At 70.3% G+C, this 25,670-nt stretch carries 28 protein-coding genes; 8 read left to right on the top strand and 20 right to left on the bottom strand.

The window, feature by feature from the left end; translation table 11 throughout:
- Positions 1-8: 8 nt before the first annotated feature.
- Positions 9-935: a glycosyltransferase family 4 protein gene (locus RIC31_RS23805; protein WP_350114016.1), complete on the bottom strand. Its 927-nt coding sequence runs from the start codon at positions 933-935 to the stop codon at positions 9-11.
- A gap of 2 nt (positions 936-937) precedes the next feature.
- Complete coding sequence (locus RIC31_RS23800; RefSeq protein WP_350114012.1) at positions 938-1,636, bottom strand: alpha/beta fold hydrolase; 699 nt, start codon at positions 1,634-1,636, stop codon at positions 938-940.
- 93 nt (positions 1,637-1,729) lie between these two features.
- Here RIC31_RS23800 and RIC31_RS23795 point away from each other — a divergent pair, with 93 nt between their 5' ends.
- The 3 genes from RIC31_RS23795 (at position 1,730) to RIC31_RS23785 (ending at position 4,904) form a co-directional block, all read left to right on the top strand.
- A complete protein-coding gene (locus RIC31_RS23795; protein WP_350114009.1) occupies positions 1,730-2,809 on the top strand; it encodes a mandelate racemase/muconate lactonizing enzyme family protein in 1,080 nt (359 codons plus the stop codon).
- A 191-nt stretch (positions 2,810-3,000) separates the two neighbouring features.
- On the top strand, positions 3,001-4,560 hold the full coding sequence (locus RIC31_RS23790) for a DEAD/DEAH box helicase (protein ID WP_350114006.1): 1,560 nt from the start codon (positions 3,001-3,003) through the stop codon (positions 4,558-4,560).
- Positions 4,561-4,661: 101 nt separating this feature from the next.
- Complete coding sequence (locus tag RIC31_RS23785; protein WP_350114003.1) at positions 4,662-4,904, top strand: Lrp/AsnC ligand binding domain-containing protein; 243 nt, start codon at positions 4,662-4,664, stop codon at positions 4,902-4,904.
- On the opposite strand, the gene RIC31_RS23780 is transcribed toward RIC31_RS23785, so the two are convergent.
- From RIC31_RS23780 to kce, 12 genes are all read right to left on the bottom strand, one after another.
- Positions 4,888-5,106, bottom strand: coding sequence for a DUF2783 domain-containing protein (locus RIC31_RS23780; protein ID WP_350114000.1), 219 nt, complete (start codon positions 5,104-5,106; stop codon positions 4,888-4,890). The genes RIC31_RS23785 and RIC31_RS23780 overlap by 17 nt on opposite strands.
- A gap of 4 nt (positions 5,107-5,110) precedes the next feature.
- On the bottom strand, positions 5,111-6,772 hold the full coding sequence (locus RIC31_RS23775) for an FAD-dependent oxidoreductase (protein WP_350113997.1): 1,662 nt from the start codon (positions 6,770-6,772) through the stop codon (positions 5,111-5,113).
- A gap of 97 nt (positions 6,773-6,869) precedes the next feature.
- Entirely contained in the window at positions 6,870-7,472 is a 603-nt protein-coding gene (locus tag RIC31_RS23770; protein WP_350113994.1) for a PAS domain-containing protein, read from the bottom strand.
- A 102-nt stretch (positions 7,473-7,574) separates the two neighbouring features.
- Positions 7,575-8,453 carry a polysaccharide deacetylase family protein gene (locus tag RIC31_RS23765; protein WP_350113992.1) on the bottom strand — a complete coding sequence of 293 codons (879 nt, stop codon included), beginning with the start codon at positions 8,451-8,453 and terminating at the stop codon, positions 7,575-7,577.
- Between the two features lie 20 nt (positions 8,454-8,473).
- Positions 8,474-9,157 (bottom strand): aspartate/glutamate racemase family protein, encoded by a 684-nt coding sequence (locus RIC31_RS23760; protein ID WP_350113990.1) that lies wholly within the window; start codon positions 9,155-9,157, stop codon positions 8,474-8,476.
- Positions 9,158-9,167: 10 nt separating this feature from the next.
- Positions 9,168-11,864 (bottom strand): aminopeptidase N, encoded by a 2,697-nt coding sequence (gene pepN, locus RIC31_RS23755; RefSeq protein ID WP_350113987.1) that lies wholly within the window; start codon positions 11,862-11,864, stop codon positions 9,168-9,170.
- A 36-nt stretch (positions 11,865-11,900) separates the two neighbouring features.
- A complete protein-coding gene (locus RIC31_RS23750) occupies positions 11,901-12,671 on the bottom strand; it encodes an SDR family NAD(P)-dependent oxidoreductase (protein ID WP_350113984.1) in 771 nt (256 codons plus the stop codon).
- Between the two features lie 13 nt (positions 12,672-12,684).
- Positions 12,685-13,077, bottom strand: coding sequence for a GcrA family cell cycle regulator (locus RIC31_RS23745; protein WP_350113981.1), 393 nt, complete (start codon positions 13,075-13,077; stop codon positions 12,685-12,687).
- Between the two features lie 197 nt (positions 13,078-13,274).
- Positions 13,275-14,183 carry a penicillin-binding transpeptidase domain-containing protein gene (locus RIC31_RS23740; protein ID WP_350113978.1) on the bottom strand — a complete coding sequence of 303 codons (909 nt, stop codon included), beginning with the start codon at positions 14,181-14,183 and terminating at the stop codon, positions 13,275-13,277.
- Positions 14,184-14,286: 103 nt separating this feature from the next.
- A complete protein-coding gene (locus tag RIC31_RS23735) occupies positions 14,287-14,697 on the bottom strand; it encodes a GNAT family N-acetyltransferase (protein WP_350113975.1) in 411 nt (136 codons plus the stop codon).
- Between the two features lie 89 nt (positions 14,698-14,786).
- Complete coding sequence (locus tag RIC31_RS23730) at positions 14,787-15,632, bottom strand: shikimate dehydrogenase family protein (protein WP_350113972.1); 846 nt, start codon at positions 15,630-15,632, stop codon at positions 14,787-14,789.
- Between the two features lie 4 nt (positions 15,633-15,636).
- Positions 15,637-16,572 (bottom strand): 3,5-dioxohexanoate:acetyl-CoA acetone transferase, encoded by a 936-nt coding sequence (gene kce, locus RIC31_RS23725; RefSeq protein WP_350113969.1) that lies wholly within the window; start codon positions 16,570-16,572, stop codon positions 15,637-15,639.
- Positions 16,573-16,968: 396 nt separating this feature from the next.
- On the opposite strand from kce, the gene RIC31_RS23720 reads away from it, so the two are divergent.
- Genes RIC31_RS23720 through RIC31_RS23700 form a run of 5 tightly spaced genes read left to right on the top strand, consistent with a single transcriptional unit; the run spans position 16,969 to position 19,477 of the window.
- The gene (locus RIC31_RS23720; protein WP_350113966.1) at positions 16,969-17,481 is read left to right on the top strand and encodes an EF-hand domain-containing protein; all 513 of its coding nucleotides are present in this window, start codon (positions 16,969-16,971) and stop codon (positions 17,479-17,481) included.
- An 18-nt stretch (positions 17,482-17,499) separates the two neighbouring features.
- Positions 17,500-18,072 (top strand): RNA polymerase sigma factor, encoded by a 573-nt coding sequence (locus tag RIC31_RS23715; protein WP_350113963.1) that lies wholly within the window; start codon positions 17,500-17,502, stop codon positions 18,070-18,072.
- Positions 18,069-18,533, top strand: a complete 465-nt coding sequence (locus RIC31_RS23710; RefSeq protein ID WP_350113960.1) for a hypothetical protein — start codon at positions 18,069-18,071, stop codon at positions 18,531-18,533. Before RIC31_RS23715 ends, RIC31_RS23710 begins: the two co-directional genes overlap by 4 nt.
- Positions 18,530-19,009: a periplasmic heavy metal sensor gene (locus tag RIC31_RS23705; protein ID WP_350113957.1), complete on the top strand. Its 480-nt coding sequence runs from the start codon at positions 18,530-18,532 to the stop codon at positions 19,007-19,009. Before RIC31_RS23710 ends, RIC31_RS23705 begins: the two co-directional genes overlap by 4 nt.
- Before the next feature lie 27 nt (positions 19,010-19,036).
- Positions 19,037-19,477 (top strand): RT0821/Lpp0805 family surface protein, encoded by a 441-nt coding sequence (locus RIC31_RS23700; RefSeq protein WP_350113954.1) that lies wholly within the window; start codon positions 19,037-19,039, stop codon positions 19,475-19,477.
- Positions 19,478-19,501: 24 nt separating this feature from the next.
- Here RIC31_RS23700 and metZ read toward each other — a convergent pair whose 3' ends face one another.
- From metZ to RIC31_RS23670, 6 genes are all read right to left on the bottom strand, one after another.
- The gene (metZ, locus tag RIC31_RS23695; protein ID WP_350113951.1) at positions 19,502-20,692 is read right to left on the bottom strand and encodes an O-succinylhomoserine sulfhydrylase; all 1,191 of its coding nucleotides are present in this window, start codon (positions 20,690-20,692) and stop codon (positions 19,502-19,504) included.
- 114 nt (positions 20,693-20,806) lie between these two features.
- A complete protein-coding gene (locus tag RIC31_RS23690) occupies positions 20,807-22,510 on the bottom strand; it encodes a thiamine pyrophosphate-binding protein (RefSeq protein ID WP_350113948.1) in 1,704 nt (567 codons plus the stop codon).
- Positions 22,485-23,150, bottom strand: coding sequence for a cupin domain-containing protein (locus tag RIC31_RS23685; RefSeq protein ID WP_350113945.1), 666 nt, complete (start codon positions 23,148-23,150; stop codon positions 22,485-22,487). Before RIC31_RS23685 ends, RIC31_RS23690 begins: the two co-directional genes overlap by 26 nt.
- A 67-nt stretch (positions 23,151-23,217) precedes the next feature.
- Complete coding sequence (locus RIC31_RS23680; protein WP_350113942.1) at positions 23,218-23,880, bottom strand: ABC transporter ATP-binding protein; 663 nt, start codon at positions 23,878-23,880, stop codon at positions 23,218-23,220.
- Entirely contained in the window at positions 23,867-24,703 is an 837-nt protein-coding gene (locus RIC31_RS23675; protein WP_350113939.1) for an ABC transporter ATP-binding protein, read from the bottom strand. The genes RIC31_RS23680 and RIC31_RS23675 overlap by 14 nt, the downstream gene beginning before the upstream one ends.
- Entirely contained in the window at positions 24,700-25,665 is a 966-nt protein-coding gene (locus RIC31_RS23670; RefSeq protein WP_350113936.1) for a branched-chain amino acid ABC transporter permease, read from the bottom strand. The genes RIC31_RS23675 and RIC31_RS23670 overlap by 4 nt, the downstream gene beginning before the upstream one ends.
- Positions 25,666-25,670 lie beyond the last annotated feature (5 nt).

Raw genomic sequence — 25,670 nt, 5'->3', positions numbered from 1 at the left:
CGGCCCGCCTACAGCACACTGCGGACATAGGCCGCCATTGCGCCCTCGAAGGCGGTCAGCGAGTACCGTTGCGCGGTCGCGATACCGGCCCGGATCATCCGCTCCGCCCGGTCGGGTTCGGCGATCGCCGCCACCGCAGCCGCGATCGCGTCGAGGCATCCCGCGATGTCGCCCTCGGCGGCCCAGAAGCCGTTCTCCGATGTCGCGTAGTCGCCGGTGCCCTGCCCGGCAAACCCGCAGACCAGGCAGCCGGACGCCATCGCCTCAAGCGGCGGAAGGCCGAAGCCCTCATTTCGTCCAAGGTTCAAAAAAATCGTGGAACCCGCTAATATTTCAGCAGTTTCAGTCTCTGTCGCACCGTCGATGGCGATCCAGTCGACGATGCCCTCATGGTGCGCACGCAAACGCTCGGCGAGTGCCGGCCACTTGCGCGGCATGTAGGCGATGCGGTGATGGCGAGGCCCCGTGGAGGGCCGGAACATCGAGGTGTCGACGCCGGGCGGCACCATCGCCACGTCACTGAACCAGCCGCCCTCCAGCAGGACACGCCGGCTGTACTCGGAGACGGTCAGGCACCGGATGTGGCTGAGCTGGGACCAGTCGACGAGCGGCTGCTGCGTCAGCGCATGGTGGTTCTGGACGAAGATGACCCGCCGGTCCGGTCGGTTCAGCAGCAACGGCATCCGGTGCGGGCCGATCGCGTCGGTCGCGATGTAGAGATCCATCGGCGAGAGCCGCTGCGGCTGGCTCATGTCGACGAGTTCCACGTCCTCCAATGCCCGGCTGCCGGCCAGCCACGTCGGACGCGGCCTGGCGGTTGCGACATAGGCGTCGATGCCGCGTCGCCGCAGCCCGCCGACCGCCTGATAGACGACCTTGACACCGCCGATCGGGCGGGTGTGGTTGTCGATCATGCCGAAGAGCACGCGCGCCATCGTCAGGCCGTCAGCCAGCGGCGCAGCAGCGCGGTGGTCGCCTCCGGATGCTCCAGCGCCGGAAGATGGCCGCAGTGCTCCACGAACTCCAGCGTGGCTCCGGGAACGGCCGCGGCCATCTCCTCGGATAGCGACGGCGGCGTCAGCTGGTCCTGGCGACCGCAGACGACCAGGGTCGGACAGGCGATCCGCGGCAGCAGCTCCCGGCTGTCGGCGCGCGACAGGATCGCCCTCTGCTGCCGGATGAAGCCGTCGCGCCCGACCCGGGCGGCCATCTCGAAGATCGGCCCGGTCACCGCCGGATCGTCGAGCCGGTCCGGATGCACCAGCATCGGCAGCAGCCGTGGCGTCACGCCCTTGAACCGTCCCATGTCCGCCAGTTGCAGCAGTCCGGTGCGGCGGCGGCGCTGCTCGTCGCTGTCGGCCCGCGCCGAGGTGTCGAGCAACGCCAGCCGCTCGACCCGGTCCGGCGCCTGCCGCAACATCTCCAGCGCGACGTAACCGCCCATCGACAGCCCCGCCAGGGCGAAGGTCCCCGGAACCTCCGCCAGCACCGCCCCGGCGATCTCGCCGATGTCGGCGTGACGGGTGATGTCGGGGACCACGATCCGCTCGACCAGGTCGTCCAGGTGACGGAGCTGATGGCTCCACAGCGCGGCATCGTTCAGCAGACCCGGCAAGAGGACCAGGGTATCGGGCAAGTTCGATCTCCTCGCGGTGCCGGCGGGGGCGGCGGATGACGCCGGTATCGGCCCTGCTCTACAATGCCCGGGCCCGCGGGGAAAGAGGACGCCATGGCAATCGAGCGCATCCAGACCGATCACTACCGCATTCCGCTGCCGCGCCCGCTGTCGGACTCCACCCACCATGAGATCGCCGGGTTCGAGCTGATCACCGTCCGCGTGACGACGGCCGACGGCATCGAGGGCCTGGGCTACACCTACACCGTCGGCCGCGGCGGCAGGGCGATCTGTGCGCTGGTCGACGAGCTAGCGGAGGTCCTCTCCGGAGCCGACGAAGGCCGGATCGAGGCATGCTGGCAGCGCATGTGGTGGGCCCTGCACTGGGTCGGCCGCGGCGGCGCGGCCGCCTTCGCCATGGCGGCGATCGACGTGGCGCTCTGGGACATCCAGGGCAAGCGCGCGGGCCGGCCGCTCTGGCGCCTGCTCGGCGGCAACAAACCGCAGGTGCCGGTCTATGCCGGCGGGATCGACCTCTATTTCCCGCTCGACGAGCTGATGGAACAGACCCGGAACAACCTCGAGCGCGGCTTCCGGGCGATCAAGATGAAGGTCGGACGGGCTTCGCTGGCCGAGGACGTCGAACGGGTCGCCGCCATGCGCCGGACCCTCGGCGACGGCTTCCCGCTGATGGTCGACGCCAACATGGGCTGGAACCGCGACCGGGCGGTCGCCGCCGCCCGGGCGCTGCGGCCCTACGACCTCGGCTGGCTGGAGGAGCCGCTGGAACCGGAGGACGTCGCCGGCCACGCCCTGGTCGCGGCTCAGGGCATTCCGATCGCCGCCGGCGAGAACTTCCACAACCCGGCCGAGTTCAAGCCGCTGATCGAGGCCGGCGGGGTGCAGTTCCCGGAACCGGACCTGGCCTGCTGCGGGGGCATCACGCCGTGGATGAAGATCGCCCGCCTTGCCGAGGCCCATCACCTGCCGGTCACCTCGCACGGCGTCCACGACCTGCACGTCCACCTGCTGGCCGCCGTTCCCAACGCCTCCTATCTGGAGTGGCACGGATTCGGGCTGGACGCGTTCCTCGAGCAGCCGCTGACGATCGAGAACGGCCTGGTCACCGCACCGGATCGGCCCGGTCACGGCGTCGCTCTCGACTGGGCCGGACTGGAGCGGTTGCGGGCGTAGTCCGGTCATCGTCGCCACCGGTGCCGCGGCAAATCCGGCAGTATCGGCGCAGGAAATGTGACCGTATTGTCAAAACACCAGAGATTCCGGGGCTTTCGGGCCGTCTGCGATTGACAGTTCAGAATGAATGCCTATAGTCCGCGCGCCACTTGGCGGTCGCCGATCGCGAGGGCTGTACAACTCAAGAAGACATGGCTGATACACAAGTAACTTTCGTCGACCTTGGTCTCTCTGACGAGGTCGTCACCGCCGTCTCCTCGGCCGGCTACACGAAGCCGACACCGATCCAGGAAAAGGCGATCCCGTACGTCCTGATGGGGCGCGACGTGCTCGGCTGCGCGCAGACCGGGACCGGCAAGACCGCGTCCTTCACGCTGCCGATGATCGATATCCTGTCGGCCGGGCGCGCCAAGGCGCGCATGCCCCGGTCGCTGATCATCGCGCCGACCCGCGAACTCGCCGCACAGGTCTCCGAGAACTTCGTCACCTACGGGAAGAACACCCGGCTGACGATGGCGCTGCTGATCGGCGGCGTGTCGTTCGACGATCAGGAGACCAAGCTGGACCGCGGCGTCGACGTCCTGATCGCCACGCCCGGCCGCCTGCTCGACCATATCGAGCGCGGCAAGGTGCTGCTGAACGACGTCAAGATCCTGGTGATCGACGAGGCCGACCGGATGCTCGACATGGGGTTCATCCCCGACGTTGAGCGCATCGTGTCGCTGCTCCCGACCATCCGGCAGACCCTGTTCTTCTCGGCCACCATGGCGCCGGAGATCCGGCGGCTGGCCGAGAAGTTCCTGATGAACCCGAAAGAGGTCTCGGTGGCGCCGCCGGCGTCGCCGGCCGAGACCGTCGCCCAGCACCTCATCCGCTGCTCCGGCAAGGACAAGCGCGCGGCGCTGCGCTCGCTGCTGAACAGCGAGACCGTCGACAGCGCGCTGATCTTCTGCAACCGCAAGCGCGACATCGGCGTGCTGCACCGGTCGCTGCAGCGCCACGGTTTCGATGCCGTCCAGTTGCACGGCGACATGTCGCAGCCGGCCCGTACCGAGACCCTGCAGAAGTTCAAGAATGGCGAGGCGCGCATGGTGGTGTGCAGCGACGTCGCCGCCCGGGGCCTCGACATCAAGGGGCTCAGCCACGTCTTCAATTTCGACGTGCCGAGCCATGCCGAGGACTACGTGCACCGTATCGGCCGCACCGGCCGCGCCGGGCTGAGCGGTCGCGCCTTCACCCTGTCGACACCCGAAGATTCGAAGCTGGTGGCCGCCGTCGAGCGGCTGATCGGCAAGAAGATCCCGGTCCTGGACCTGAGCGGGAGGATCGACGGCGACCCAGTCGAGTCCGCGGCCCCCGAGAAGGCCGAGGTCGAAGCGGATGCCGGCGAGAAGCGCGGGCGCCGTGGCGGCCGTGGCCGGGGGCCGAAGCCGGCCGACAAGCCAGCCGACAAGCCGGCACGTTCCGAGGAACCCGCCGCAGCGCCGGCCGAGCGGTCGCGCCGCCCCGAGCGCAAGCGGGGCGAGAAGCGCCCGGTCGAGGCCGATAGCGCCGAGCCGATCGCCGAGGCCGTCGAGCGCGAGCCTTCGCTGACCGGCGGTGGCGTGGTCGAGCGCTTCCCGGATCGCGACGAGAACCGCCGCGGACGCGGCCGGCGCGATCGCGACGACGGCGGACCGCGGGTGACCGGGTTCGGCGACGAGGTGCCTGCCTTCCTGCTGCGTCCGGTTCCGAAGAAGGCGACCGGCTGACTTCCGTCAACGGAGTTCGGACCGGCCGCATTCCGGCCGGTTGATTTCCGGCGCCCTGTGCGGGACCATGCGGACGCTCCGACGACACCCCCGGTGAGGCCATGCAGACCATCTTCATCCAGGTCAAATGCGATCTCGGCAAGGCCTACGAGGTCGCCGACCAGGCGGTCCTGGGGGTCGAGGAAGTCTCCGAGGTCTACTCGACCTCGGGCCAGTACGACCTGCTGATGAAGTGCTACCTGCCGGACGCCGCCGACATCGGCCATTTCGTGACCGAGCGCGTGCAGACCCTGCCGGGCGTCAAGGACACCTTCACCCTGATAACGTTCAAGGCGTTCGGATAGCCTCGCCCGCGGTGTCCCCGCGGGCGATCCGGAGCGCCTCCTCCAGTACCTGCGGATCGCCGACATGGTTGGCCAGCAGCAGGATCAGCTTGGCGTTCAGGCGCCGGCTGGCCGGTCCGTCGAGCCCGCGATGCGCCTCGATCAGCCGCTCGTAGAAGCCGTCGGCGTCGGCCAGGTTCGGCTCGGTGTTCAGAACGCTCATCGCCTCACCCTCCCGCCGCGCGAAGCTCATCCGCCCCCGGCGCGCAACCGAGAGCGCGGGCATGCGCGGCACGCACCGCCGACGCCTGCGGCGCCATCCAGCGCGCCGCCACATGCTGGTCCGGCCGGATCAGGTAGGCGGCGCCCGGCTCGGCCGCCCAGCGTCGGAATGCCGTGCCGTCCGGGTCGACCACGGTGTCGGCGCCGGGCTCTCCCCGCCGCATGACGGTCAGCGTCGCGATCCCGGCGGGCAGACCGATCGTGGCAGCACCGGCATCCGCTTCGAACCGCAGCAGGGTGAAGCCGCCTCCCAGCCGCCGCAGCAGCCACGGTTCGCCATCCGCAACCCGGACCGGCGCGTCGATCGCCGGCGCGCCCGGCGGCGGGCCGCCCGGCCAGGCATCGCAGTCCGGCGTGGACAGCGGGGTAGCGGCATAGCGGTGCGGCAGCGACAGGCGCCCGGAATTCACGATACGCCGCGCGAACGGCAGGTCGGCGGCCATGTCGAGGGCGGCTTCGCGGAACGCGATGCTGGCCTCGGTCTTGGGGGTCATGAAGTCGGTCGACCGGGTCGAGTTCAGCAGGTTCTCGTCGGCCGCCGGCACCCGTTCGGCGTCGTAGCTGTCCAGCAGTGTTGCCGGGGCCGTACCGTCGAGCACGGCGGCCAGCTTCCAGCACAGCGCGTCGACGTCCTGGATGCCGCCGTTGCCGCCGCGCGCGCCGAACGGGCTGACCACATGGGCGCTGTCGCCGACGAAGAACACCGGGCCGTGCCGGAAACGGTCCATCCGCCGGCAGGTGAAGGTGTAGACACTGACCCATTCCAGGTCGAATTCGGCATCCGGGCCGAGCATCTGCTGCAGCCGCGGGATCACGTTGGCGGGCTTGCGCTCTTCGTCCGGATCGGCGCTCGGGTCGAGCTGGAAGTCGATGCGGTACACGTCGTCCGGCTGGCGGTGCAGCAGCACCGACTGGCCGGTGTGGAACGGCGGCTCGAACCAGAACCAGCGCTCGCTCGGGAAATCCGCCTTCATGACGACGTCGGCGATCAGGAAACGGTCCTCGAACACCTTGCCCTTGAAGTCGAGCCCCATCATCCGGCGGATCGGGCTGCGCACCCCGTCGGCCGCCAGTACGTGGTCGGCGTCCAGGCGATAGCTCCCGTCGGGAGTCTCCACCGTCAGCCGGGCGCCGCCGCCGGGCAGCACCTCGATGCCGGTCACCCGGTTGCGCCAGCGCAGGTCGGTGCGGCCGAGCGCGACCACCCGGTCGACCAGGTATTCCTCGACATAGTACTGCTGGAGGTTGATGAAGGCCGGGCGCTGGTGCCCCGGCTCCGGCAGCAGGTCGAAGCCGTAGACCTCGCGGTCGCGATGGAACAGGCGGCCGCGGTTCCACACCACGCCCTTGGCAACCATGCGGTCACCGGCGCCGATCCGGTCGAAGATCTCCAGCGTGCGCTTGGCCCAGCAGATCGCCCGGCTGCCGACCGAGACGGTGTCGTCCTCGTCCAGCAGGACGCTCTCGTGCCCGAGGACGGCGAGTTCGGCGGCGGCGGTCAGCCCCACCGGCCCGGCACCGACGATGACGATCGGCACCCGGCGGATCTCGGTCCGGTCCAACTCCACCGGCCGGCGGTAGCGAAACCGGGGGCGCGCCTCGGACATCGTCTCAGTCCCCACTCAGCTCCTCGGACCATCGTCCAGGCGGAAATTAGTTTCAAGTGAAACCAAAAGCAAGCGCCGGGGACGCCCGCGACCCGCCTCAGTTTCTGCGGGTCCAGTTCGGGCGCCCAAGCGGGCGCCGGGGAATCGATTCCACGCCGACCAGGATCCGGGTCACCCTCGATCCGGACCCGAACGGCAGCAGCAGCCGCCTGATGTCCGTCGCAAATGATCTCGAGGATGGGAGATGCCGGGTGAACAGCGGCCGTCCCCGGATCGCCACGGCCCGATAGCAGGCCAGGTAGAAGGTAGTGACATAGGATCCGGGGTCGACGTCGGAGATATAGGAGCCGGTGAGGTCGCGGCCCATCTCGAGGGCCAGACGACTGCCATACAGCCGGATCCGGAAGTCGCTCAGGTCCTCGAGCGGCTCGCAGACCAGCAGGTTGCCGAGGGCCGGTCGCAGATCGACCGGGTCGATGCAGTCTTCCGACGGCCAGGAACGGTCACCGAGAGTCCGGCGCCAGTGGTCGATGAGGAAGTCGAACGACTTCGAGCTCATGTCGCCGCCGGTCGGGTCCCAGGTCACCAGCGGTGGCGCCACCCCGTTGATTTGGAAGAACTGATGGACCGGATCCAGATCGGCAGCGATCAGGCTCTCGGCGAGCCGACCGACGATCCCTGGTTCGGACTCACGCGCCATCGCTCTCGCCGACAATTTCGGAACGCTTGCGGGAGAGCAGACAGCGAATCTGCGATCGCGCGCCACATCGAGAAACCGTAGACGGAGCCTCTTAACGAACCGTTAAGAGTCGCTGCCGGTCCAGTGCCGGGCAATCTCGCCGGCATGGCAAAGCCACACCTGGTCGCGGTGCGCCGCGATATGCTCCAGCGCCTGCCGCAGCGGCCTGAGGCGGTGCGGCTGGCCGACGATGTAGGGATGCAGGGCGATGCCGAACACCAGGGGCTGCCGGGTCGCCTGCGCCAGCTGCTCGTCGAAGCCGTCGACGATCATCTCGGCGAACGCCCGGCCCTCGACCTTGCGCGCGATCACCGCCGGAATGTCGTTGAGTTCCTGGGGATACGGTACCGACAGGATGCCGCCGCCGCCGCGCGTGGCCATCCGGACCGGCTGGTCGTCGTGGCACCAGTCGAGCAGGTAGCCGTAGCCGGCCTCGGCCAGCAGGTCCGGCGTGTGCCGGCTCTGCGAGATCCAGGGCCCGAGCCAGCCCTGCGGCCGGCGTCCCTCTGCCTGCGCGATGACGTCCGTGGTCTCGGCGATCAGCGCCCGCTCGCCGGCCTCGTCGAGCATGCCCTGGCGCTCCGAGTTGGTCCGGCCGTGCCCGACGACCTCGTCGCCGCGCCGGCGGAACGCCTCCATCACCGCCGGGCACTCGTCATAGGCAGCGGCGTTGGCCAGCACCGTGACCGGCAGCTCGAGCCGGTAGAACTCCTCGAGCAGCCGCCACACCCCGACCCGGTTGCCGTAGTCGCGCCACGCGTAGTTCAGCACGTCGGGCTGCGGGCCGCCCGGCGCCAGCTCGGCCCCCAGCCCCTCGCCGAAGGCGAACACCTCGACGTTCAGCGCGATATACACCGCCAGCCGCCTGCCGCCCGGCCACTCGCCGGCCGACCGGTCCTCGATCGGGCTGTACGGGTAGCGCCCGTGACCGGCCAGGCTCACAGGGTCACCCCCTCACCGGCTCATTCCGCCGCCATCTGCTGCGCCGGGCGCGCCAGGCGGATCGCCGTGATCGCCATGCCGACCGCCGCCTGGGTCGGATCGACCACCGGCGCGCCGACGGCGTCAGCCAGGCGGTCGCGGTAGCGGGCCATGCCGGCGCAGCCCATCACCAGCACGTCGGCGCCGTCGCGGTCGCGCAGGGTCTTGCCGACCTCGACCATGCGGCCGAAGGTCTTGGCCTCGTCCGACAGCTCGACCACCCCCAGCTCGATCGCCCGGTCGCCGGCCAGCCGGGCCTCCAGGCCGAGGGAACGGACGTAGCGCAGGTGGCGCGGCACCGACCGGCTGAGGATCGCGATGATCCCGGCCTTGTTGCCGAGCGCCAGCGCGGTCAGCAGGCCGCTCTCGGCGATCCCGAACACCGGCCTGGTCGTGCTCTCGCGCGCGGCGTGGATGCCGGGATCGGAGAAACAGGCGATCACATAGGCCGAGGCGGAGGCGTCGTGCGCCCGGACGATTCCGCGGATATGCGCCGAGACGTCGTCGACATGCGCCTGGCATTCGATGCCCGGCGGGCCGTCCGGGTTGGTCACGCTGACGATCTCCGGCCCGCCGGGGATGCGCAGCGGGTCGAGCGCCCGGTCCATGGCGGCGGTCACCGCCTCGGTCGAGTTCGGATTGATGACGACGATACGGCCGGTCAACGCGGTCTCCTTAGCCTGACTGCGGGCTGTCCGGCGCCGATGACAGCGCCTTGGACGCGATCTCGTAGACGTCCTTCGACAGAGTGGGCTGGGCCACGATCCGGCGCAAGGCGTCCGTCATCGCCTGGGCACGGCCGCGGTCGAACTTGCGCCAGCGCACCAGCGGCTGGGTCATCCGCGCCGCCACCTGCGGGTTGATCGGGTCGAGCGCCAGCACCTGGTCGGCCAGGAAGGCATAGCCGGACCCGTCGGCCTCGTGGAACCGCACCGGGTTGCCGGCGGTGAAGCCGCCGATCAGGGCCCGCACCCGGTTCGGGTTGCGCAGGCTGAAGCCCGGGTGGTCGAACAGCGCCCTGACCTCGTCGAGCGTCCCGCGCCGCGACGAGCCGGCCTTCAGCGCGAACCACTTGTCGAGCACCAGCGGGTCGTGCTGCCAGCGGTCGTGGAAGGCCGCCAGCGCCTGGTCGCGCTCGCCGCGCTCCAGGTCGTTGAGCGCGACCAGCGCCCCCATCACCCGGGTCATGGTGCCGTCCGGGCGGGCCTGGGCGACCGCCCGTGCGATCCCCGCCTCGCGGCCGCTGGCGACCAGGTAGCCGAGTGCCGCGTTGGCGAGCGCCCGGCGCCCCATCGCGGCGGTCGACAGGTCGACCTCGCCGCCGGCCGGCTCGGCCGCCGACAGCCGGTCGTAAAGCCCGGTCCACAGGTCGAACAGGGCCTCGCCGAGGGTTCGGCGCGCCTCCCGGCGGGCCGCATGGACTTCGTCGACATGCCAGGTGTCGAGCGCCTGGCCGAGCAGCGACTCGCCGGGCAGCGACAGCAGCTCGGCCAGGAATGCCGGCTCCAGCCGGTCGTCGGCCAGGCTCGTCCGGAAGGCCGCGACCACCCGCGGGTCGAACCCGGCCGCCCTGCCCTCGCGCAACGCGGAGACCATGGCCAGCAGGGCCCGCGTCGACAGCGACTGCAGCGCCTCCCAGCGGCCGAACGGGTCGCTGTCGGCGCCGGCCAGGAACGCCAGGTCCGCCTCGCTCCAGCTCGCGTCGAGCTTCACCGGGGCGCTGAAGCCGCGCAGCAGCGACGGCACGGTTCCCGGCGGCACATCGGCGAAGGTCACGGTCTCGGACGCCTGCTCGAGCAGCAGCACGCGCTCGGTGTCGCCGGCCCCGGCCTCGCCGTCCAGCCGCAGCGGCACCGGCTCGCCGTTCCGGCCGATCAGCGCGGTTCGCACCGGGATCGGCATCGGCAGCTTGGACGCCTGCCCCGGGGTCGACGGCACGGACTGCGACAGCGTCAGCTCCAGGCGCCGGCTGGCCGGATCGTGCTGCCAGCGCGCCTTCACGGTCGGCGTGCCGGCCTGCGAGTACCACAGCCGGAAGCGCGTCAGGTCGACGCCCGAGGCATCCTCCATGGCGGCCACGAAGTCGTCGCAGGTCACCGCCTGGCCGTCATGGCGCTCGACATACAGGTCGATGCCCTTGCGGTAGTTCTCCGGGCCAAGAAGGGTGTGGATCATCCGCACCACCTCGGAGCCCTTCTCATAGACCGTGACGGTGTAGAAGTTGTTGATCTCGATATAGGTCTCGGGGCGGACCGGATGCGCGGTCGGGCCGGCGTCCTCCGGAAACTGCACGGTGCGCAGCAGCCGGGCGTCGGCCACCCGCTTGACCCCGCGATCGTGCATGTCGGCCGAGAACTCCTGGTCGCGGAAGACCGTCAGGCCCTCCTTCAGCGACAGCTGGAACCAGTCGCGGCAGGTGATGCGGTTGCCGGTCCAGTTGTGGAAGTACTCGTGCGCGACGATGCCCTCGATGCGCTGGAAATCGCCGTCGGTGGCGCTCGCCGGGTCGGCCAGGATGAACTTGTCGTTGAAGATGTTGAGGCCCTTGTTCTCCATCGCCCCCATGTTGAACGCCGAGACCGCGACGATCATGAAGATGTCCAGGTCGTACTCGAAGCCGTACACCTCCTCGTCCCAGCGCATCGAGCGCTTGAGCGACTCCATGGCGTGACCGGTGCGGTCCTCGTTGCCGGGATCGACGTAGATCCGCAGCGCGACCTCGCGGCCGGAGCGGGTCGTGAAGCTGTCCTCGCGCCAGCCGAGGTTGCCGGCGACCATGGCGAACAGGTAGGCCGGCTTGCGGAACGGGTCGTGCCAGACCGCGAAGTGCCGGTCGAACGGCAGGTCCCCGGTCTCGACGCAGTTGCCGTTCGCCAGCAGCACCGGGAACCGCTCCTTCTCGGCCTCGATGCGGACCGTGAACACGGCCATCACGTCCGGCCGGTCCGGATAATAGGTGATGCGCCGGAAGCCCTCGGCCTCGCACTGGGTGCAGTACAGGTCGCCGGACCGGTAGAGCCCCTCGAGCGCGGTGTTGTCCTGCGGCCGGATCCGGCCCTCGATCACCGCCACGAACTCGCCGTCGACCGCCGGCAGGACCAGCCGCTCGGCCTCCAGCCGGTAGTCCGCCTCGGAGAGCCGGCGACCGTCCAGGGTGACCGACAGCAGTTGCTGGTCCTGGCCGTCCAGCACGATCGGCGCCGGGCCGGAGCCGGCGGCCGGATTGCGACGGCCGGACAGCACGGCGGTCACCCTGGTCCAGTCGTCGCCCAGTTCGACCGTCAGGTCGACGGTGTCGATCAGGTGGGCGGGCGGCGCGTAGTCCTGCAGGCGGACGGGCTGCGGCAAGGCCTCTGCGGCGGCGCGGTCCATCGGGGAAGTCCTTTCAAGTCGCGGGTCCTGACGGTGTCAGTTGGCCATCCAGCCGCCGTCGACCATCAGATTCTCGCCCGTGATATAGCTCGCCTCGTCGCTGGCGAGAAACAACACTGCGTTGGCGACGTCCTCGGGCCTGCCGAGGCGTGGCCAGGGGGTCCTGGCCCGCGAGTAGGCCAGCATCTCCGGATCGACCGCGCGGCCGGTCTTGCCGGTGAGAACCTTCCCGGGCGCCACCGCGTTGCAGACGATTCCATCGGCCGCATAGTCGCCGGCGATCTGCCGGGTCATGTAGACCACCGCCGCCTTGCCGACGCCGTAGGCGAAGTCGTTCGGCGCCCGGATCATGCCGTGCTGCGACGAGATGTTGACGATCCGCCCCCGTACCTCGCCGAGCGGGTCCTGCCCCAGCATCCGGCGCACCGCCTCGCGACAGCCCAGGAACACGCCCTTGGCGTTGACCGCCATGACCCGGTCCCAGTCGGCCTCGGAGGTCTCGTGCAGGGGGGTGTCGGTGCCGATGGCGGCGTTGTTGACCATGACGTCGAGCCGGCCGGTCGGCTCGGCCGCCGCCGCGACGGCGGCCGCCAGGTCGTCGGCCCGGGTGACGTCGCAGGACCGGAACACCGCCGCCCCGCCGGCCGCACGGATGGCCTCGACCGTGCCGGTGCCGCCCTCGCGCGGGGTCTCGGTCAGGTCGGCCACCACGACGAAGGCGCCCTCGGCGGCCAGCCGGAGCGCGATCGCCTTGCCGATGCCCGACGCGGCTCCGGTGACGACCGCGGTCCGGCCCTTCAGGCGCACGAACCGCGGCCGTTCAGGCGGCGTGCTCGCGCTGGGTGGTGTAGGCCTTGGCGCAATGCGCGGTGCAGTACGGCCGGCCCGGCTCCACGGTGTCGCCGCAGAAGCTGAAGTTGTCGGTCTTCGGGTCGCCGGTCGGCCAGCTGCAGGTGTTGCGGTCCCACTGCTCGAGCGACAGCGGCACGGCACGGCGGCGCTGGATCGGCGCCTTGGGCATCCGCGGCTTGTCCGACTTGACGATCGGCGACTGCCGCTTCGGCAGACCCATGCGATGCACCTTGCCGACCACCGCGTTCCGCGATACCCCGAGCACCAGGCCGATCTGGGTGATCGAAAGCCCTTCGCCCCACAGCCTGGTCAGGTCGGTCAGGCGATCTTCGGTCCACACGCTCGGCTGGATGTCCGACATGGTTAGCCTCCATCGATCCGGTTCGGTGGGCGACCGACTCGTTGTCACCCACATCTAGTGTTCGGATGGCAAGAGGCTACGGGATATGGACCGAACCGGCAAGTCGCACCACAACATGTCGCGGATTTTGTTGTGGATAACACAACAAGCCCCCGGATCCCTGCGACTCGCGCGGGCACCGCGAGTCGCCGCCGGGCCTATTCCGGTCGGGACACCGCCACACGGGTGACCGGCAGCGCCGCGGCGATCGCCCCGCGGGACGCGTCGTGGCCGATCGCCAGCCGGTCCAGCACGTTCAGGGTGACGGCGCGCCGGGCCTCGCGGATCCGTTCGGGGTGTCCCTCGACCGCCGCCGCGAACAGCCAGACTTCGCGCGGCCGCTCGATCCACCCGACCCACCAGCCGACGTCCGGGCCCTCGTCGCCATGCGGGTGCGCCCAGCCCGACTTGCCGCGCAGCACGACGCCGCAGCCCAGCCGCTCGGCCGGCACCGCGTCGCGCGCCACCGTCTGCGCCCGGGTGCTGGCCGGCAGGGTGCCGAGCAGCAGGCGCTCGACGAAGTCGATCTGCTGGACCGGGGACACCTTGAGCCCGCCGTCCAGCCAGAACCGGTCGATCCCGCCGGCGACCGAGGCGTTGCCGTAGCCCAGCCTGCCGAGCCACGTCGCCATGCGCTCTTCGCCGATCTCGCGGGCGATCGTCTGGAACACCGGCACCGACGAGATCTCGACCGCCCGGCGCACGCTGTGGTCGCCGTTCCAGGCGGCGATCGGCCGCGGCTGCCCGTCCCAGCGGTAGACCTGGCCCAGGTCGCGCACCACCCCGGTCTCCAGCGCGATCAGCAGATGCGGAATCTTGAAGGTCGAGGCCGGGGTCAGCCCGCGCCCGGCGCCGTCCAGGTCGGACACGAAGCTGCGCGCGTCGCCCAGGCGCCGCACCGCGACGGTGCCGGACACGCCCTGGGCGGCGAAGGCATTGCGCCACTCCGGGATCTCCACGACGTCGGCGGCGGCCGGCGTTCCCGCGGCCATCCCGGCGAGCACCACCATCACCGGCCCCATCCAGCGGGCCCGCCGGCGTTCCGCCGGGTTGCGATGCACCGTCATCGTCTCGACCTCCTGCGTCCACTTCCACACGCTACGGAGGCGACGCTGGCCGGGAATTACGGTCGGGAAAGGGCAGGATCCGGGAATGAACGGGGCGGCGGCGCTATCCGTCGCCGCCGGCGTAGATCCACATGGGCTGGCAGTCGCCGGCCCGGGTGAAGCCGCAGCGCTCGTAGAAGCCGACCGCCGGCGCGTCGGCGATCAGGGCGTGCTGGTGGAAGCCGGCGTAGCGCGCCTGCAGGTGCCGGATGATCGCCCGCCCCACCCCCTTGCCGTGCCAGTCCGGGTGCACCAGCAGATGCGGGTAGTAGACCACCAGGGCGCCGTCAGACAGCGCGTTGCCGAGGCCGACGAGGGCGTCGTCGGCCCAGGCCGTCACCACGGTGTCGCTGTTGGCAAGCGCGGTCATCAGCAGGTCCGGCTTGGCCGCCGACGACCACTTGTTGGCCCGGTAAAGCCCCAGCACGTCGGCGCGCGCCAGGTCCTTGGTCTCGCGGAGCACGAAGTCGGTCACCTGGTCCAATCCTTGCCGGCCCTTCGCGGCCGCGCGCCGCGCGGCACCTCAGGGCGATAGAGAATGGGGCGACCGTGCCGCCCCGGCCATCATCCTGAGGTGCCTGCGGAGCAGGCCTCGAAGGAGGGAAACGGGGTGCCGATGAAGGCCGCGATCAGCTTGATCTGCTCCTCCAGCATCGGCCGGCCGTAATGCACCGCATGGCCGCGCGCCCGGGCGGCCTTCAGCAGCGCGGTCTCCTCCGGGATCATGATGATCTCGCTGACCACGGTGGCCGGGTCCAGGCGCCCGACGTCGACCGGCAGCGGGTCGCCGGCGTGCAGGCCGAGCGACGTGGTGTTGATCGCCACGTCGTAGCCGGCCGGGTCGGCGTCGGCCGCGACCCCGCGGGTGATGCAGCCGGGGAACGCCTTGTGCACCCGGTGCGCCAGTTCCTCGCCGCGGGCGAGCGTGCGGTTGGCGATGCTGAGGCTGGCGGCCCCGGCCTCGGCGACCGCGAAGGCGATCGCCATGCCGGCACCGCCTGCACCGAGCTGCAGGACGTGCTTGCCGGCGAAATCGAAGCCGCCTGCCCTCATGCCGGCGACATAGCCCTGGCCGTCGAAGTTGTCGCCGTGCATGCGGCGCTCCGCGTCGAAGCGCACGGCGTTGACCGCCCCGACCCGCCGCCCGCTGGCCCCGACCTCCTCGCAGAACGCGGCGATCGTCACCTTGTGCGGCACGGTCACGCACAGCCCGCCCAGGCTGCGGTTGGCCCGCATGCCGCGGACCGCATCCTCCAGATCCTCCGGCAGCACGTGGATCGGCACCATGACGGCGTCGATCCCGTGCTTCTCGTACAGCGGGTTCATCACGCTGGGCACCCGGACATGGTCGATCGGGTGCGCCAGCGTGCCGAACACGCGGGTCGTGCCGGTGATCGTCAGGCTGGGCATCGGCTCAGAACTTCACCAGGTCGCCGCCCTTGAGGGCCAGCATCTGGCGGGCCTCGGTCGGCGACGCGACCTCCAGGCTCATGTCCTCGATGATCCGGCGGATCTTCGAGACCTGCTCGGCGTTGCTCTTGGCCAGCTGGCCCTTGCCGAGGAACAGGCTGTCCTCGAGCCCGACCCGGACGTTGCCGCCGTTCAGCGCGGCCATGGTGGTGAACGCCATCTGGTGGCGGCCGGCCGCCAGGACGCTCCAGTGGTACTTGTCGCCGAACAGCTTGTCGGCGATCCGCTTCATGTGCATCAGGTTCTCGGTGTCGGCGCCGATGCCGCCGAGGATCCCGAAGATGGTCTGCACGAACAGCGGCGGCTTCACCAGGCCGCGTTCCAGGAAGTGCGCCAGGGTGTAGAGGTGGCCGACGTCGTAGCACTCGTACTCGAAGCGCACGCCATGACCCTCGCCCAACTCCTTAAGGACGTACTCGATATCCTTGAACGTGTTGCGGAAAATGAAATCGCGGGAGTTTTCCAGGAACTTCGGCTCCCAGTCGTGCTGGAAGTCCTTCATCTTGTCCAGGATCGGGAACAGCCCGAAGTTCATCGACCCCATGTTCAGCGAGGTCATCTCCGGGCTGGCCGCGACCGCCGCCGCCAGCCGCTCCTCCAGGCTCATGCCGTGGCCGCCGCCGGTGGTGATGTTCACCACCGCGTCGGTGTTCTGCTTGATGCGCGGCAGGAACTCCATGAACGCCTTGGGGTCCGGCGTCGGGCTGCCGTCGGGATTGCGGGCGTGCAGGTGCAGGATCGACGCGCCCGCCTCGGCCGCGCCGATCGCCTGCTCGGCGACCTCGTCGCCGGTGATCGGCAGGTACGGGCTCATGGTCGGCGTATGGATCGAGCCGGTGACCGCGCAGGTGATGATGACCTTGTTCTGGGGGGCAGCCATGACTCGTTTCCTCCGGATGGGCTTGTTCGCCGATTTGCCGTCGGCGTGAGCCTAGCCGGTTCGGCGACAGGATGAAAAGACGGCGGGAATAAAACCGCAAGGCAATCGGGTGAAGCATAGGAGCGGCGGGTGGGTTTCGGAGCCGGGCGCTCCCGCGCCCCCTCCGGAATGACGAGAGTGGGGGGAACCCGCCGACTGCAGTGACTTGCTCCGCCCTTTCCATCGTCATCCCGGAGAGTCCGCGTCAGCGGGCGGCTCCGGGAGCCACGAAGCGACGGGCTGCCGACCTCAACACCATTCTGATGAAAGCCGCGACGGAACTCCCCCGGTGCCCCGTTGAAGCTGATGAGGTCGGCAGGTGCCGGCCGCTTCCGCCCCCCAACGGAGACTTCCGAAATGACCCGTACCCGAGTCACCCTGGCCGCCGCCCTGACCCTGGCCGCCGCCGGCATCGCCGTCGCCGCCAGCGAGGGCGCCTTCGCCCACGGCAAGGACGGCATGACGATGCGCGGCGAGCGCATGGAGCAGCGTTTCGCCGCCGCCGACGCCGACGGCGACGGCAAGCTGACCGCCGCCGAGATGCAGGCGGCCCACAAGGCCCGTTTCGCCAAGGCCGACGCCAACGGCGACGGCAAGCTGTCGGTCGACGAACTCGACGAGGCCCGCAAGGCCGAGCGCATGGAGCGCCTGAACCGCATGGTGGTCTGGCTCGACGCCGACGGCGACGGCATGCTGTCGGTCGACGAGTTCGATCCGCGCCGGGGCCACATGCTCTCGCGCATGGACCGCGACGGCGACGGCGCCCTGTCGCAGGAGGAGATGCGTGAGGCCGGCAAGCGCTACCGCCACGGCAAGGGCGGCCATCACGGCGGCCACGGCGCCCCGGACCAGGACCGGCCGAAGAACTGACCGGCCCCAGGCCAGCCGATGACGGGAACGCCCGAGGACGACCCGGATGCGTCGCTCATGCCGCGCATCGCCGAGGGCGACCCGCTCGCCTACCGGGCGCTGGTGGACCGTCACGCCGACCGGTTGCTCGCTTTCGCCGAGCGACTGGTCGGCGACCGGGCCAGCGCCGAGGACGTGGTGCAGGACGCCTATCTGGCGGTCTGGCGCACGGCGGCGCGCTGGACCCCGGCCGCCAAGGTCTCGACCTGGCTGTACCGGATCGCCCGCAACGCCGCGCTCGACCGGCTGCGCCGCCGACGACCGACCGTGGACCCGGAGATGGTGACCCTGATCGATCCCGCCGACGGCCCGGAACGCGGCCTGTCGCGCAGCCAGACCAGCGCCGCCGTCCGCCGGGCCATCGACGCCTTGCCGGAACGGCAGCGGGCCGCGATCGTGCTGGTGCATTATGAGCGGCGCTCCGGCAGCGAGGCGGCAGACATCCTCGGCGTCTCGGTCGAGGCGCTGGAATCGCTGCTGGCCCGTGGTCGGCGGGCCCTGCGTGCAGCCCTGGAGGGCCGGCGCGCCGATCTGATCGGAGGTGAGCCATGACTGACATGACCACGGACCGGGTGCGCGCCCTGCTCGCAGCCTACGGCGCCGATACCGGGCGCTGGCCGGCGGCCGAGCGGGCGGCGGCCGAACGCCTGCTGGCCGAGGATCAGGCGCTGGCCGCCGAACTCGCCGAGGCGCGCGCCTTCGACAACCTGCTCGACGAACTGCCGGCCCCGGCCCCGAGCCGGGCCCTGCGGGTCGCGCTGAAGGATATCCCGGACCGCGCGCGGTTCGACTGGTCGGCGCCGCTGGCGTGGCTGTGGCCGTTTGGCGCGCCCTGGCGCCCGGCCGCCGGGCTGGTGGCGGCGGCGGTGCTGGGCATCGTCGTCGGCATCGCCACCCCGGAGCCGACCACCGCCGATTCCGCGGTCGCGACCGCCTTCACCTATGACGACGACCCGATCGCATCCGTCGCCGCCGTGGCGTCCGGGGCCGGTTCGCTGGAGACCCTGCGATGAGCAACCGCCTGCGACTGGTGTCGCTCCTGCTGTTCGCCTCGCTGGCGCTCAACCTGTTCCTCGGCGGTCTGATGGCCGGCCGCCTGCTCGACCACCCGCCGCCGCACGGACCGCGCCCGCACATGGAGCGTGCCGAGCGCGAGGGCGCGGCGCCGGGCTGGATGCGGCGGGCCCTCGGCCCGGAGGCCGGCCCGATGCTGGACGAGACCTGGCGGTCGCGCGCCGCCGAGATCGAGCCGATCCGCGAGGCCCTCGACCGCTCGCGCGACGCGGTCGGGGCGGCGATGGAGGCCGAGCCGTTCGACCCCCAGGCCTATGCCGTGGCGCTGCAGGAGATGCAGGACCTGCGCAGCCGCCTTTATCCGATCATCAACGAGGTTATGACCGAGGTGGTCACGCGGCTGACGCCCGAACAGCGCCGGCAGGTGGTCGAACGCGGTCGGGAATGGGAGCGCCGCAAGGCCGGTCGTGAATAGAGCGGGCCCGGTGCGAAGGAGAGACCGATGTCACGCCTTGGGTGGTTCTGCCGCCTGATCCTTGCCGCTGCGCTGTCGGGCCCGCTGGTCGTCGCGGCCGATCCGGCGGCGGCCGGCCGACGGCACGACGACTGGTACGGCCGCCGTCACGACCACCATCGCCACTACGACCGCCATCACCGTCACCGCCGGTATCACGGGAGCGGACTTTCCGGGCTGTTCGTCTTCGATTTCGGCCCGCCGCCCCCACCGCCACGACGGGTCTACGTGCAGCCGCCACCGGTGATCTACCAGGCGCCGCCGCCCGTGCTGTACCAGGCGCCGCCGCCGGTGGTGTACCGGGCCCCGCCGCAGGCATACTGCCGCGAATACACCACGACGATGATGGTCGGCGGCCGGCCGGTCGAGACCTACGGCACCGCCTGCATGCAGCCGGACGGGTCCTGGCGGATCGTCAGCATGAACTGACGGGGCCGTGGCGGCGCCGGCCGGTCAGCCGGCGGCCGCCGCCAGCGCCCGCTCGATGTCCTCCAGCAGGTCCTGGGGATCCTCCAGGCCGATCGACAGCCGGACCACGCCGGGCGTCACGCCGATGGCGGCGCGCTCCTGCTCGGTCAGCCGCGAATGGGTGGTGGTCGCCGGATGGCAGACCAGCGACTTGGCGTCCCCGAGGTTGTTGGAGATGTCGATCAGCTGCAGGGCGTCGAGGAACCGGAACGCCGCCGCCTTGCCGCCCGGCAACTCCAGGGTAACCAGACTGCCGTAGCCGGACATCTGGCGCTTCGCCAGCGCGTGCTGCGGGTGGCTCGGCAGGCCGGGATAGCGGACCTGGCTGACGTCGCGCCGCCCCTGCAGCCACTCGGCGATCCCGGCGGCGTTGCGGGTGTGGCGCTCGACCCGCAGCTCCAGGGTCTCCAGCGACTTCAGCATGACCCAGGCGTTGAACGGGCTCATCGACGGTCCGGTGTTCCGGTAGAACGGCTGGAACACCTCGTCGATGAAGTCCTTGGACCCCAGCACCGCGCCGCCCAGGCAGCGCCCCTGCCCGTCGATGTGCTTGGTCGCCGAATACACGACGATATCGGCGCCGAGTTCCAGCGGCCGCTGGTACATCGGCGTCGAGAACACGTTGTCGACCATCAGCCGGGCGCCGGCCCGGTGCGACAGCTCGGCGACCGCCTGGATGTCGACCAGGTCGAGCATCGGGTTCGACGGGCTCTCCAGGAAGGTCACCGTCGCCGGCCGCGACAGCGCCTTGTCCCAGGCGCCGAGGTCGGTACCCTTCACGAACTCGATCTCCACGCCCCAGCGCGGCAGCAGCTTCGAGACGATGTAGTGGCAGGAGCCGAACAGCTCGCTGGCCGCCACCACCCGGTCGCCGGCCTTGACCTGGCAGAGCATGGCAGCGAACACCGCGGCCATCCCGGTGGCGGTGGCGCGGCACTGGTCGGCGCCCTCCAGCAGCGCCAGCCGCTCCTCGAAGGTCGCGACCGTGGGGTTGCCGTAGCGCGAGTAGATGAAGACGTCGGCCTCGCCGTTGAACGCCGCCTCGGCCTGGGCCGCGTCGTCGTAGACGAAGCCCGAGTTCAGGAACAGCGCCTCGCTGGTCTCGCGGAACTCGGAGCGGCGCTGGCCGCCGCGCACCAGACGGGTGGCGGGACGCCAGTCGGATCGGTCGGTCATAGGGTCTCGGCCTTCGGTGTAACGACAGATGGGGCGGCCCTGCGGCCGCCCCATCCACTATACCGGATACTGTGCGGTATAAAGAACTTTCGGAAGGGCGACGCCCCGCTCTCGTCAGCGCCCGCTCGCCAGCGCCGCCTCGCGGATCTGGGTCAGGGACCGCGCCGGGGTCAGCGCCTCCGGGTCGACCCGGATCTCGATCACGGCCGGCCTGCCGGAGGCCTGGGCGCGCTCGAACGCCCCCGCGAACTCGGCGGTCTTCGTCACCACCTCGCCATGGGCGCCGTAGGCCTTGGCGAGCGCCGCGAAGTCCGGGTTGTGCAGCTCGGTGGCGCTGATCCGGTTCGGGTACTCGCGCTCCTGGTGCATCCGGATGGTGCCGAACATGCCGTTGTTCACCACCAGGAAGATGGTGTTGGCGCCGTACTGCACCGCGGTCGCCAGTTCCTGGCCGTGCATCATGTAGCAGCCGTCGCCGTTGACCGAGACCACCGTGCGGTCCGGGTGCACCAGCTTGGCGGCGACCCCCGACGGCACGCCGTAGCCCATCGACCCGCAGGTCGGCGCCAGGCAGCCGCGGAAGCCCTTGTAGCGGTAGAAGCGATGCACCCAGGTGGCGTAGTTGCCGGCGCCGTTGGTGACGATCGCGTCGGCCGGCAGGTTGGCGTCCAGCCAGTTGACGATCTCCGCCATCTGGACGTTGCCCGGGGTCGTCAACGGGGTCAGCAGCGCCTCGTATTCGCGGCGCGCCAGCGGCGTCTCGGCCGCCCAGGCCGCGGAGTCCACCGGCTCCATCGCCGCCACCGCCTGCAGGAAGGCGCGCTGGCTGGCGTGGATCGGCAGGTCGGCCTGATACACCCGGCCGAGTTCCTCGGCGCCGGCATGCACATGCACCAGCCCCTGGCGCGGGCGCGGGATGTCGAGCAGCGAATAGCCGCTGGTGGTCATCTCGCCGAGCCGCGCGCCGACCACGATCAGCAGGTCGCTGTCGCGCACCCGGGTCGCCAGCTTCGGGTCGATCCCGATGCCGACATGGCCGACATAGTTCGGGTGCCGGTTGTCCAGGTAGTCCTGGCAGCGGAACGAGGCGCCGACCGGCAGCTTGTTGGTCTCGGCGAATCTGGCCAGCGAGGCCGAGGTCCCGGCATCCCAGCCGCCGCCGCCGACGATCACCAGCGGCCGCTTGGCGGCCGCCAGGATCTCTCGGAACCGGGCGAGGTCGGCCGGGCCCGGATGCGGCTCGGTGCGCTTGTAGGGGTCGAAGTCGACGACCGCGGCGCGCTCGACCAGCATGTCCTCGGGCAGCGCCAGCACCACCGGTCCGGGCCGGCCCGAGGTCGCGGTGTGGAACGCCCGGCTGACATATTCCGGGATGCGGGCCGGATCGTCGATCTGGGCGACCCACTTGGCCATCTGGCCGAACATCCGGCGGTAGTCGATCTCCTGGAACGCCTCGCGGTCGAACATGTCGCGGCCGACCTGTCCGACCAGCAGGATCATCGGCGTGGAGTCCTGGTAGGCGATGTGCACCCCGGCGCTGGCGTTGGTCGCGCCCGGGCCGCGGGTCACCATGCAGATCCCGGGCTTGCCGGTCAGCTTGCCGTAGGCCTCGGCCATCATCGCCGCACCGCCCTCCTGGCGGCACACGACGGTCCGGATCTCCGGCGCATCGACCAGGCCGTCGAGCACGGCCAGATAGCTCTCCCCCGGCACGGCGAAGGCCAGGTCGACGCCGTGCGCGCGCAGGCAGTCGACCAGGATATGGCCGCCGATGCGGCCGGCGTTGGTGCGGTCAGTGCTCGATGGGTTCGTCGACATAGCCTGTATACCGTTGGGACTTGGGCTTCTCGAGGTCTTCGGGATTCACGTACTGGATGGAGGACTTTCCGCGCAGTTCGGCGGGCAGGATCATGACCCGCACGAAACGGGTGCACTCCAGCTCGCTGGCCTGCGCAAAGACGGGATCGGCACCCGGCTCGAACCAAGCCTGGCCGGGGAGATAATGGGTCGACTTGCCGCGCGTGTCGATGCGGATCTGGCCCTGCCGCAGACAGCGGATTCCCGGACCCTGGTGGGTATGGGTCAGGGCGCAGCCGCCGATCGGGAACTTCACGCTGTCGCAGCGCATGATCCACTCGGCGCCCGGGTCCGGGCCGTCCAGCGGGGCCGACAGGTTCTCGGTCGAGGTCACGCCGTCGCCCTGGACCCTGACCGCCTCGCTCTCGGCCGGCGAAAGCTCCCAGCGCCAGATCACGGCACCTTCGGGACCGGCGGTAACCGTCACCTCGCCGGCGCCGTACCAGGCGGCGTCCTCGGCGCAGCGGGCTCCGTCGTCGGTCTCGAAGCTGCCGCGATGGCAGTACAATACACGGTTCAGGGCCGGCAGCGGCTCTGCCAGGGTGGCCCCCGGCTCCAGTCGGTCCACCATCTGCCGGAGCAGGTACCCCGTTGCGGACATGTCAGCACCTCCCGATTCTTCGTTCTTGTCCCGCCGTTCTCCCACCGAGGCGGGAGCCGGCGGCGTTTCAGGCGGCGGCAGCCTCCCCTCGAAGTTGGACGCTGCCCCGCTCGATCACATAGGTCCGGTCGAGCAATCCCTGCAGGTGCGTGTCATTCGACTCCGCCACCAGCACCGACAGGCCCTCGCGCTTGAGGTCGGCGAGCACGTCGACGATACGCCGCGCCAGGACCGGCGCGATGCCCTCGGTCGGCTCGTCCAGCAGCAGCAGGCGGCGGCCGGCCATCAGGGCCCTGGCCAGGGCCACCAGCTTCTGCTGCCCGCCGGAAAGGCTGGTCGACGGCCGGCCGCGGAACTCCTGCACCTCGGGCATCAGCCGATAGATCCACGCCAGGCGCTCGGCCGGGTCGGCGATGCCGGTCGACCACACCGGCAGCATGATGTTCTCCTCGGCGGTCAGCGCCGGCACCAGCTTGCGGTCCTCGGGCATGTAACCGAAGCCGAGCCTGGCCCGCTCGTAGCCGGGCTGCCGAAGCACGTCGGCGCCGTCGAAATCCGCCTTGCCGGCATGCGCCTTCAGCAACCCCATGACGGCCCGCATCAGGGTGGTCTTGCCGGCGCCGTTCCGGCCGATCAGCCCGCACATCGCGCCGGTCGGCACCTGCAGGCCGACGCCGCGCAGGATCGGCACCGCGCCGATCGCCACCTCGAGCCCTTCAACCGCGAGCATCGCCTACCCCCTCCGGCACGCCGGCCTGCACGACAGTCGCCCCGAGCGCGCCGGTCCGCGAGAGCGACTGGTTGTGGAGATCCTCGCCGATCACGAACTCCTTCACCTTCGCGTCGGCCAGCGCCTCGGCCGGCGGCGCGTCGCAGATGATCTCGCCCTGGTAGAACGCCAGGACGCGGCTGACGTAGCGGCTGACGATCTCCATGTCGTGCTCGACGAACAGCACCGTGACGCCCTCCTCCCTGAGGACCCCCATCACGATGTCCATGAGCTCGAACTTCTCCTCGCTGGAGATGCCGCTGGTCGGCTCGTCGAGCAGGAGCACCTGCGGCCCGGCGACCATCGCCATGGCGATGTCCAGCAGCTTGCGGACGCCCTGCGGCAGCGTGCTGGCCGCCTGGTCGCGGTAGGCCTGCATCTGGTAGCGCGCCAGGATCGCGTCGGCCCGCGCCTCGCGCGATCTCGACCGGAGCGGCAGCAGCGCCCCGAGCCCGCGGGAGTCGGCGATGCCGAGCGCGATCATGAGATTGTCGAACACGGTAGCGGTCATGAACACCTGGGCCACCTGGAACGAGCGGCAGATCCCCATCCGCGTGAGCCTGCGCGGGGCCATCCCGGTGATGTCGCGGCCGTCGAACCGGATGGCGCCCGAACTCGGCTGCAGCCAGCCGGTGACCATGTTCACGAAGGTCGTCTTGCCGGCCCCGTTGGCGCCGATGATGCCGACGATCTCGTCCTTCTCGATCGCGACGTTGATGTCCTTGGCCGCGGTTACCGCCCCGAAGGTCTTGTTGACGCGAACCGCCTCCAGGATCGCGGTCATGGCCGGGCCTCCCGCCGTCCCGCGAGCCGGCTGATCACCGACCATACGCCGCCGGGCAGGAAGAAGATGATCAGCAGCAGCGTGCCGCCGACGATCAGTTGCCAGGCATGCGGCGCCAGCTCGAAGGCGTAGGTGCGAAGCAACTCGAAGATCAGCGACCCGATGAACGGCGCCGCGACGCTGCCGGGTCCGGACAGGATGGTGACGAACACCAGTTCCCCCGAGACCGTCCAGTTCACCATGGACTCCGGATCGACCTGGCCGAGCGAGATCGCCATGAACCCGCCGCCGAGCCCCGTCAGGGCCGCCGACATGACGTACTTGCCGTGGATCGCCTCGGCCACCGAGTAGCCGAGGAACTCCACCCGGATCTCGTTGTCGCGCACGGCCGTCGTCAGGCTGCCGAGGACCGATCCGAGATACCTGTGCACCAGGATCGCCGCCAGCCAGCCGATCGTGCAGACCCCCAGGAACAGGGTGATCAGCTTGGTGCCGGCCTCGTCAGTGCCGACGCCGAACAAGGTCGGCGGCTCAACGTTGAACCCGTCCGTCGAGCCCAGCGCCTCGGTCTTGACCAGGATGCCGAACAGCACCATCGAGAACGCCAGGTTCAGCATGGCGAAGAAGATCTCGCGGTACCGGCGGACGATGAAGCCGAGCCCGAAGCCGATCACGGCCGCGACCAGCGCCGCCGCCGGCAGCGTGATCAGCGCCTCGGAGATGCCGAAGTCCTTGCCGAGCAGCGCCACCGTGTAGGCGCCGAGGCCGAAATACAGCGCATGGCCGAACGAGACGAGGCCGGTGCGCCACAGCACCAGCAGCCCCAGCACAGCCAGCGCGCGCGAGAACGCAATCAGAAACTGGTTCAGCAGCCAGTCCGGCAGGACGAAGACCCCCAGCAGCATGACCGCCGCGAAGCCGATCGTCAGGGCGAGGACGGTGTGGTCTTTCCTGTTCTCCATCGTCC

It is taken from the genome of Thalassobaculum sp., assembly GCF_040219615.1.
Lineage (GTDB): Bacteria > Pseudomonadota > Alphaproteobacteria > Thalassobaculales > Thalassobaculaceae > Thalassobaculum_A.
This window is presented reverse-complemented; position numbering and strand designations above follow the sequence as displayed.

Excerpts from the sequence above, each read along its gene's own strand:
- RIC31_RS23805 (WP_350114016.1), bottom strand. The coding sequence starts at position 935 with ATGGCGCGCGTGCTCTTCGGCATGATCGACAACCACACCCGCCCGATC.
- RIC31_RS23795 (WP_350114009.1), top strand. The coding sequence starts at position 1,730 with ATGGCAATCGAGCGCATCCAGACCGATCACTACCGCATTCCGCTGCCG.
- RIC31_RS23790 (WP_350114006.1), top strand. The coding sequence starts at position 3,001 with ATGGCTGATACACAAGTAACTTTCGTCGACCTTGGTCTCTCTGACGAG.
- RIC31_RS23785 (WP_350114003.1), top strand. The coding sequence starts at position 4,662 with ATGCAGACCATCTTCATCCAGGTCAAATGCGATCTCGGCAAGGCCTAC.
- RIC31_RS23780 (WP_350114000.1), bottom strand. The coding sequence starts at position 5,106 with ATGAGCGTTCTGAACACCGAGCCGAACCTGGCCGACGCCGACGGCTTC.
- RIC31_RS23775 (WP_350113997.1), bottom strand. The coding sequence starts at position 6,772 with ATGTCCGAGGCGCGCCCCCGGTTTCGCTACCGCCGGCCGGTGGAGTTG.
- RIC31_RS23770 (WP_350113994.1), bottom strand. The coding sequence starts at position 7,472 with ATGGCGCGTGAGTCCGAACCAGGGATCGTCGGTCGGCTCGCCGAGAGC.
- pepN (WP_350113987.1), bottom strand. The coding sequence starts at position 11,864 with ATGGACCGCGCCGCCGCAGAGGCCTTGCCGCAGCCCGTCCGCCTGCAG.
- RIC31_RS23745 (WP_350113981.1), bottom strand. The coding sequence starts at position 13,077 with ATGTCGGACATCCAGCCGAGCGTGTGGACCGAAGATCGCCTGACCGAC.
- RIC31_RS23740 (WP_350113978.1), bottom strand. The coding sequence starts at position 14,183 with ATGACGGTGCATCGCAACCCGGCGGAACGCCGGCGGGCCCGCTGGATG.
- RIC31_RS23730 (WP_350113972.1), bottom strand. The coding sequence starts at position 15,632 with ATGCCCAGCCTGACGATCACCGGCACGACCCGCGTGTTCGGCACGCTG.
- kce (WP_350113969.1), bottom strand. The coding sequence starts at position 16,572 with ATGGCTGCCCCCCAGAACAAGGTCATCATCACCTGCGCGGTCACCGGC.
- RIC31_RS23720 (WP_350113966.1), top strand. The coding sequence starts at position 16,969 with ATGACCCGTACCCGAGTCACCCTGGCCGCCGCCCTGACCCTGGCCGCC.
- RIC31_RS23715 (WP_350113963.1), top strand. The coding sequence starts at position 17,500 with ATGACGGGAACGCCCGAGGACGACCCGGATGCGTCGCTCATGCCGCGC.
- RIC31_RS23710 (WP_350113960.1), top strand. The coding sequence starts at position 18,069 with ATGACTGACATGACCACGGACCGGGTGCGCGCCCTGCTCGCAGCCTAC.
- RIC31_RS23705 (WP_350113957.1), top strand. The coding sequence starts at position 18,530 with ATGAGCAACCGCCTGCGACTGGTGTCGCTCCTGCTGTTCGCCTCGCTG.
- RIC31_RS23700 (WP_350113954.1), top strand. The coding sequence starts at position 19,037 with ATGTCACGCCTTGGGTGGTTCTGCCGCCTGATCCTTGCCGCTGCGCTG.
- metZ (WP_350113951.1), bottom strand. The coding sequence starts at position 20,692 with ATGACCGACCGATCCGACTGGCGTCCCGCCACCCGTCTGGTGCGCGGC.
- RIC31_RS23690 (WP_350113948.1), bottom strand. The coding sequence starts at position 22,510 with ATGTCGACGAACCCATCGAGCACTGACCGCACCAACGCCGGCCGCATC.
- RIC31_RS23685 (WP_350113945.1), bottom strand. The coding sequence starts at position 23,150 with ATGTCCGCAACGGGGTACCTGCTCCGGCAGATGGTGGACCGACTGGAG.
- RIC31_RS23680 (WP_350113942.1), bottom strand. The coding sequence starts at position 23,880 with ATGCTCGCGGTTGAAGGGCTCGAGGTGGCGATCGGCGCGGTGCCGATC.
- RIC31_RS23675 (WP_350113939.1), bottom strand. The coding sequence starts at position 24,703 with ATGACCGCGATCCTGGAGGCGGTTCGCGTCAACAAGACCTTCGGGGCG.
- RIC31_RS23670 (WP_350113936.1), bottom strand. The coding sequence starts at position 25,665 with ATGGAGAACAGGAAAGACCACACCGTCCTCGCCCTGACGATCGGCTTC.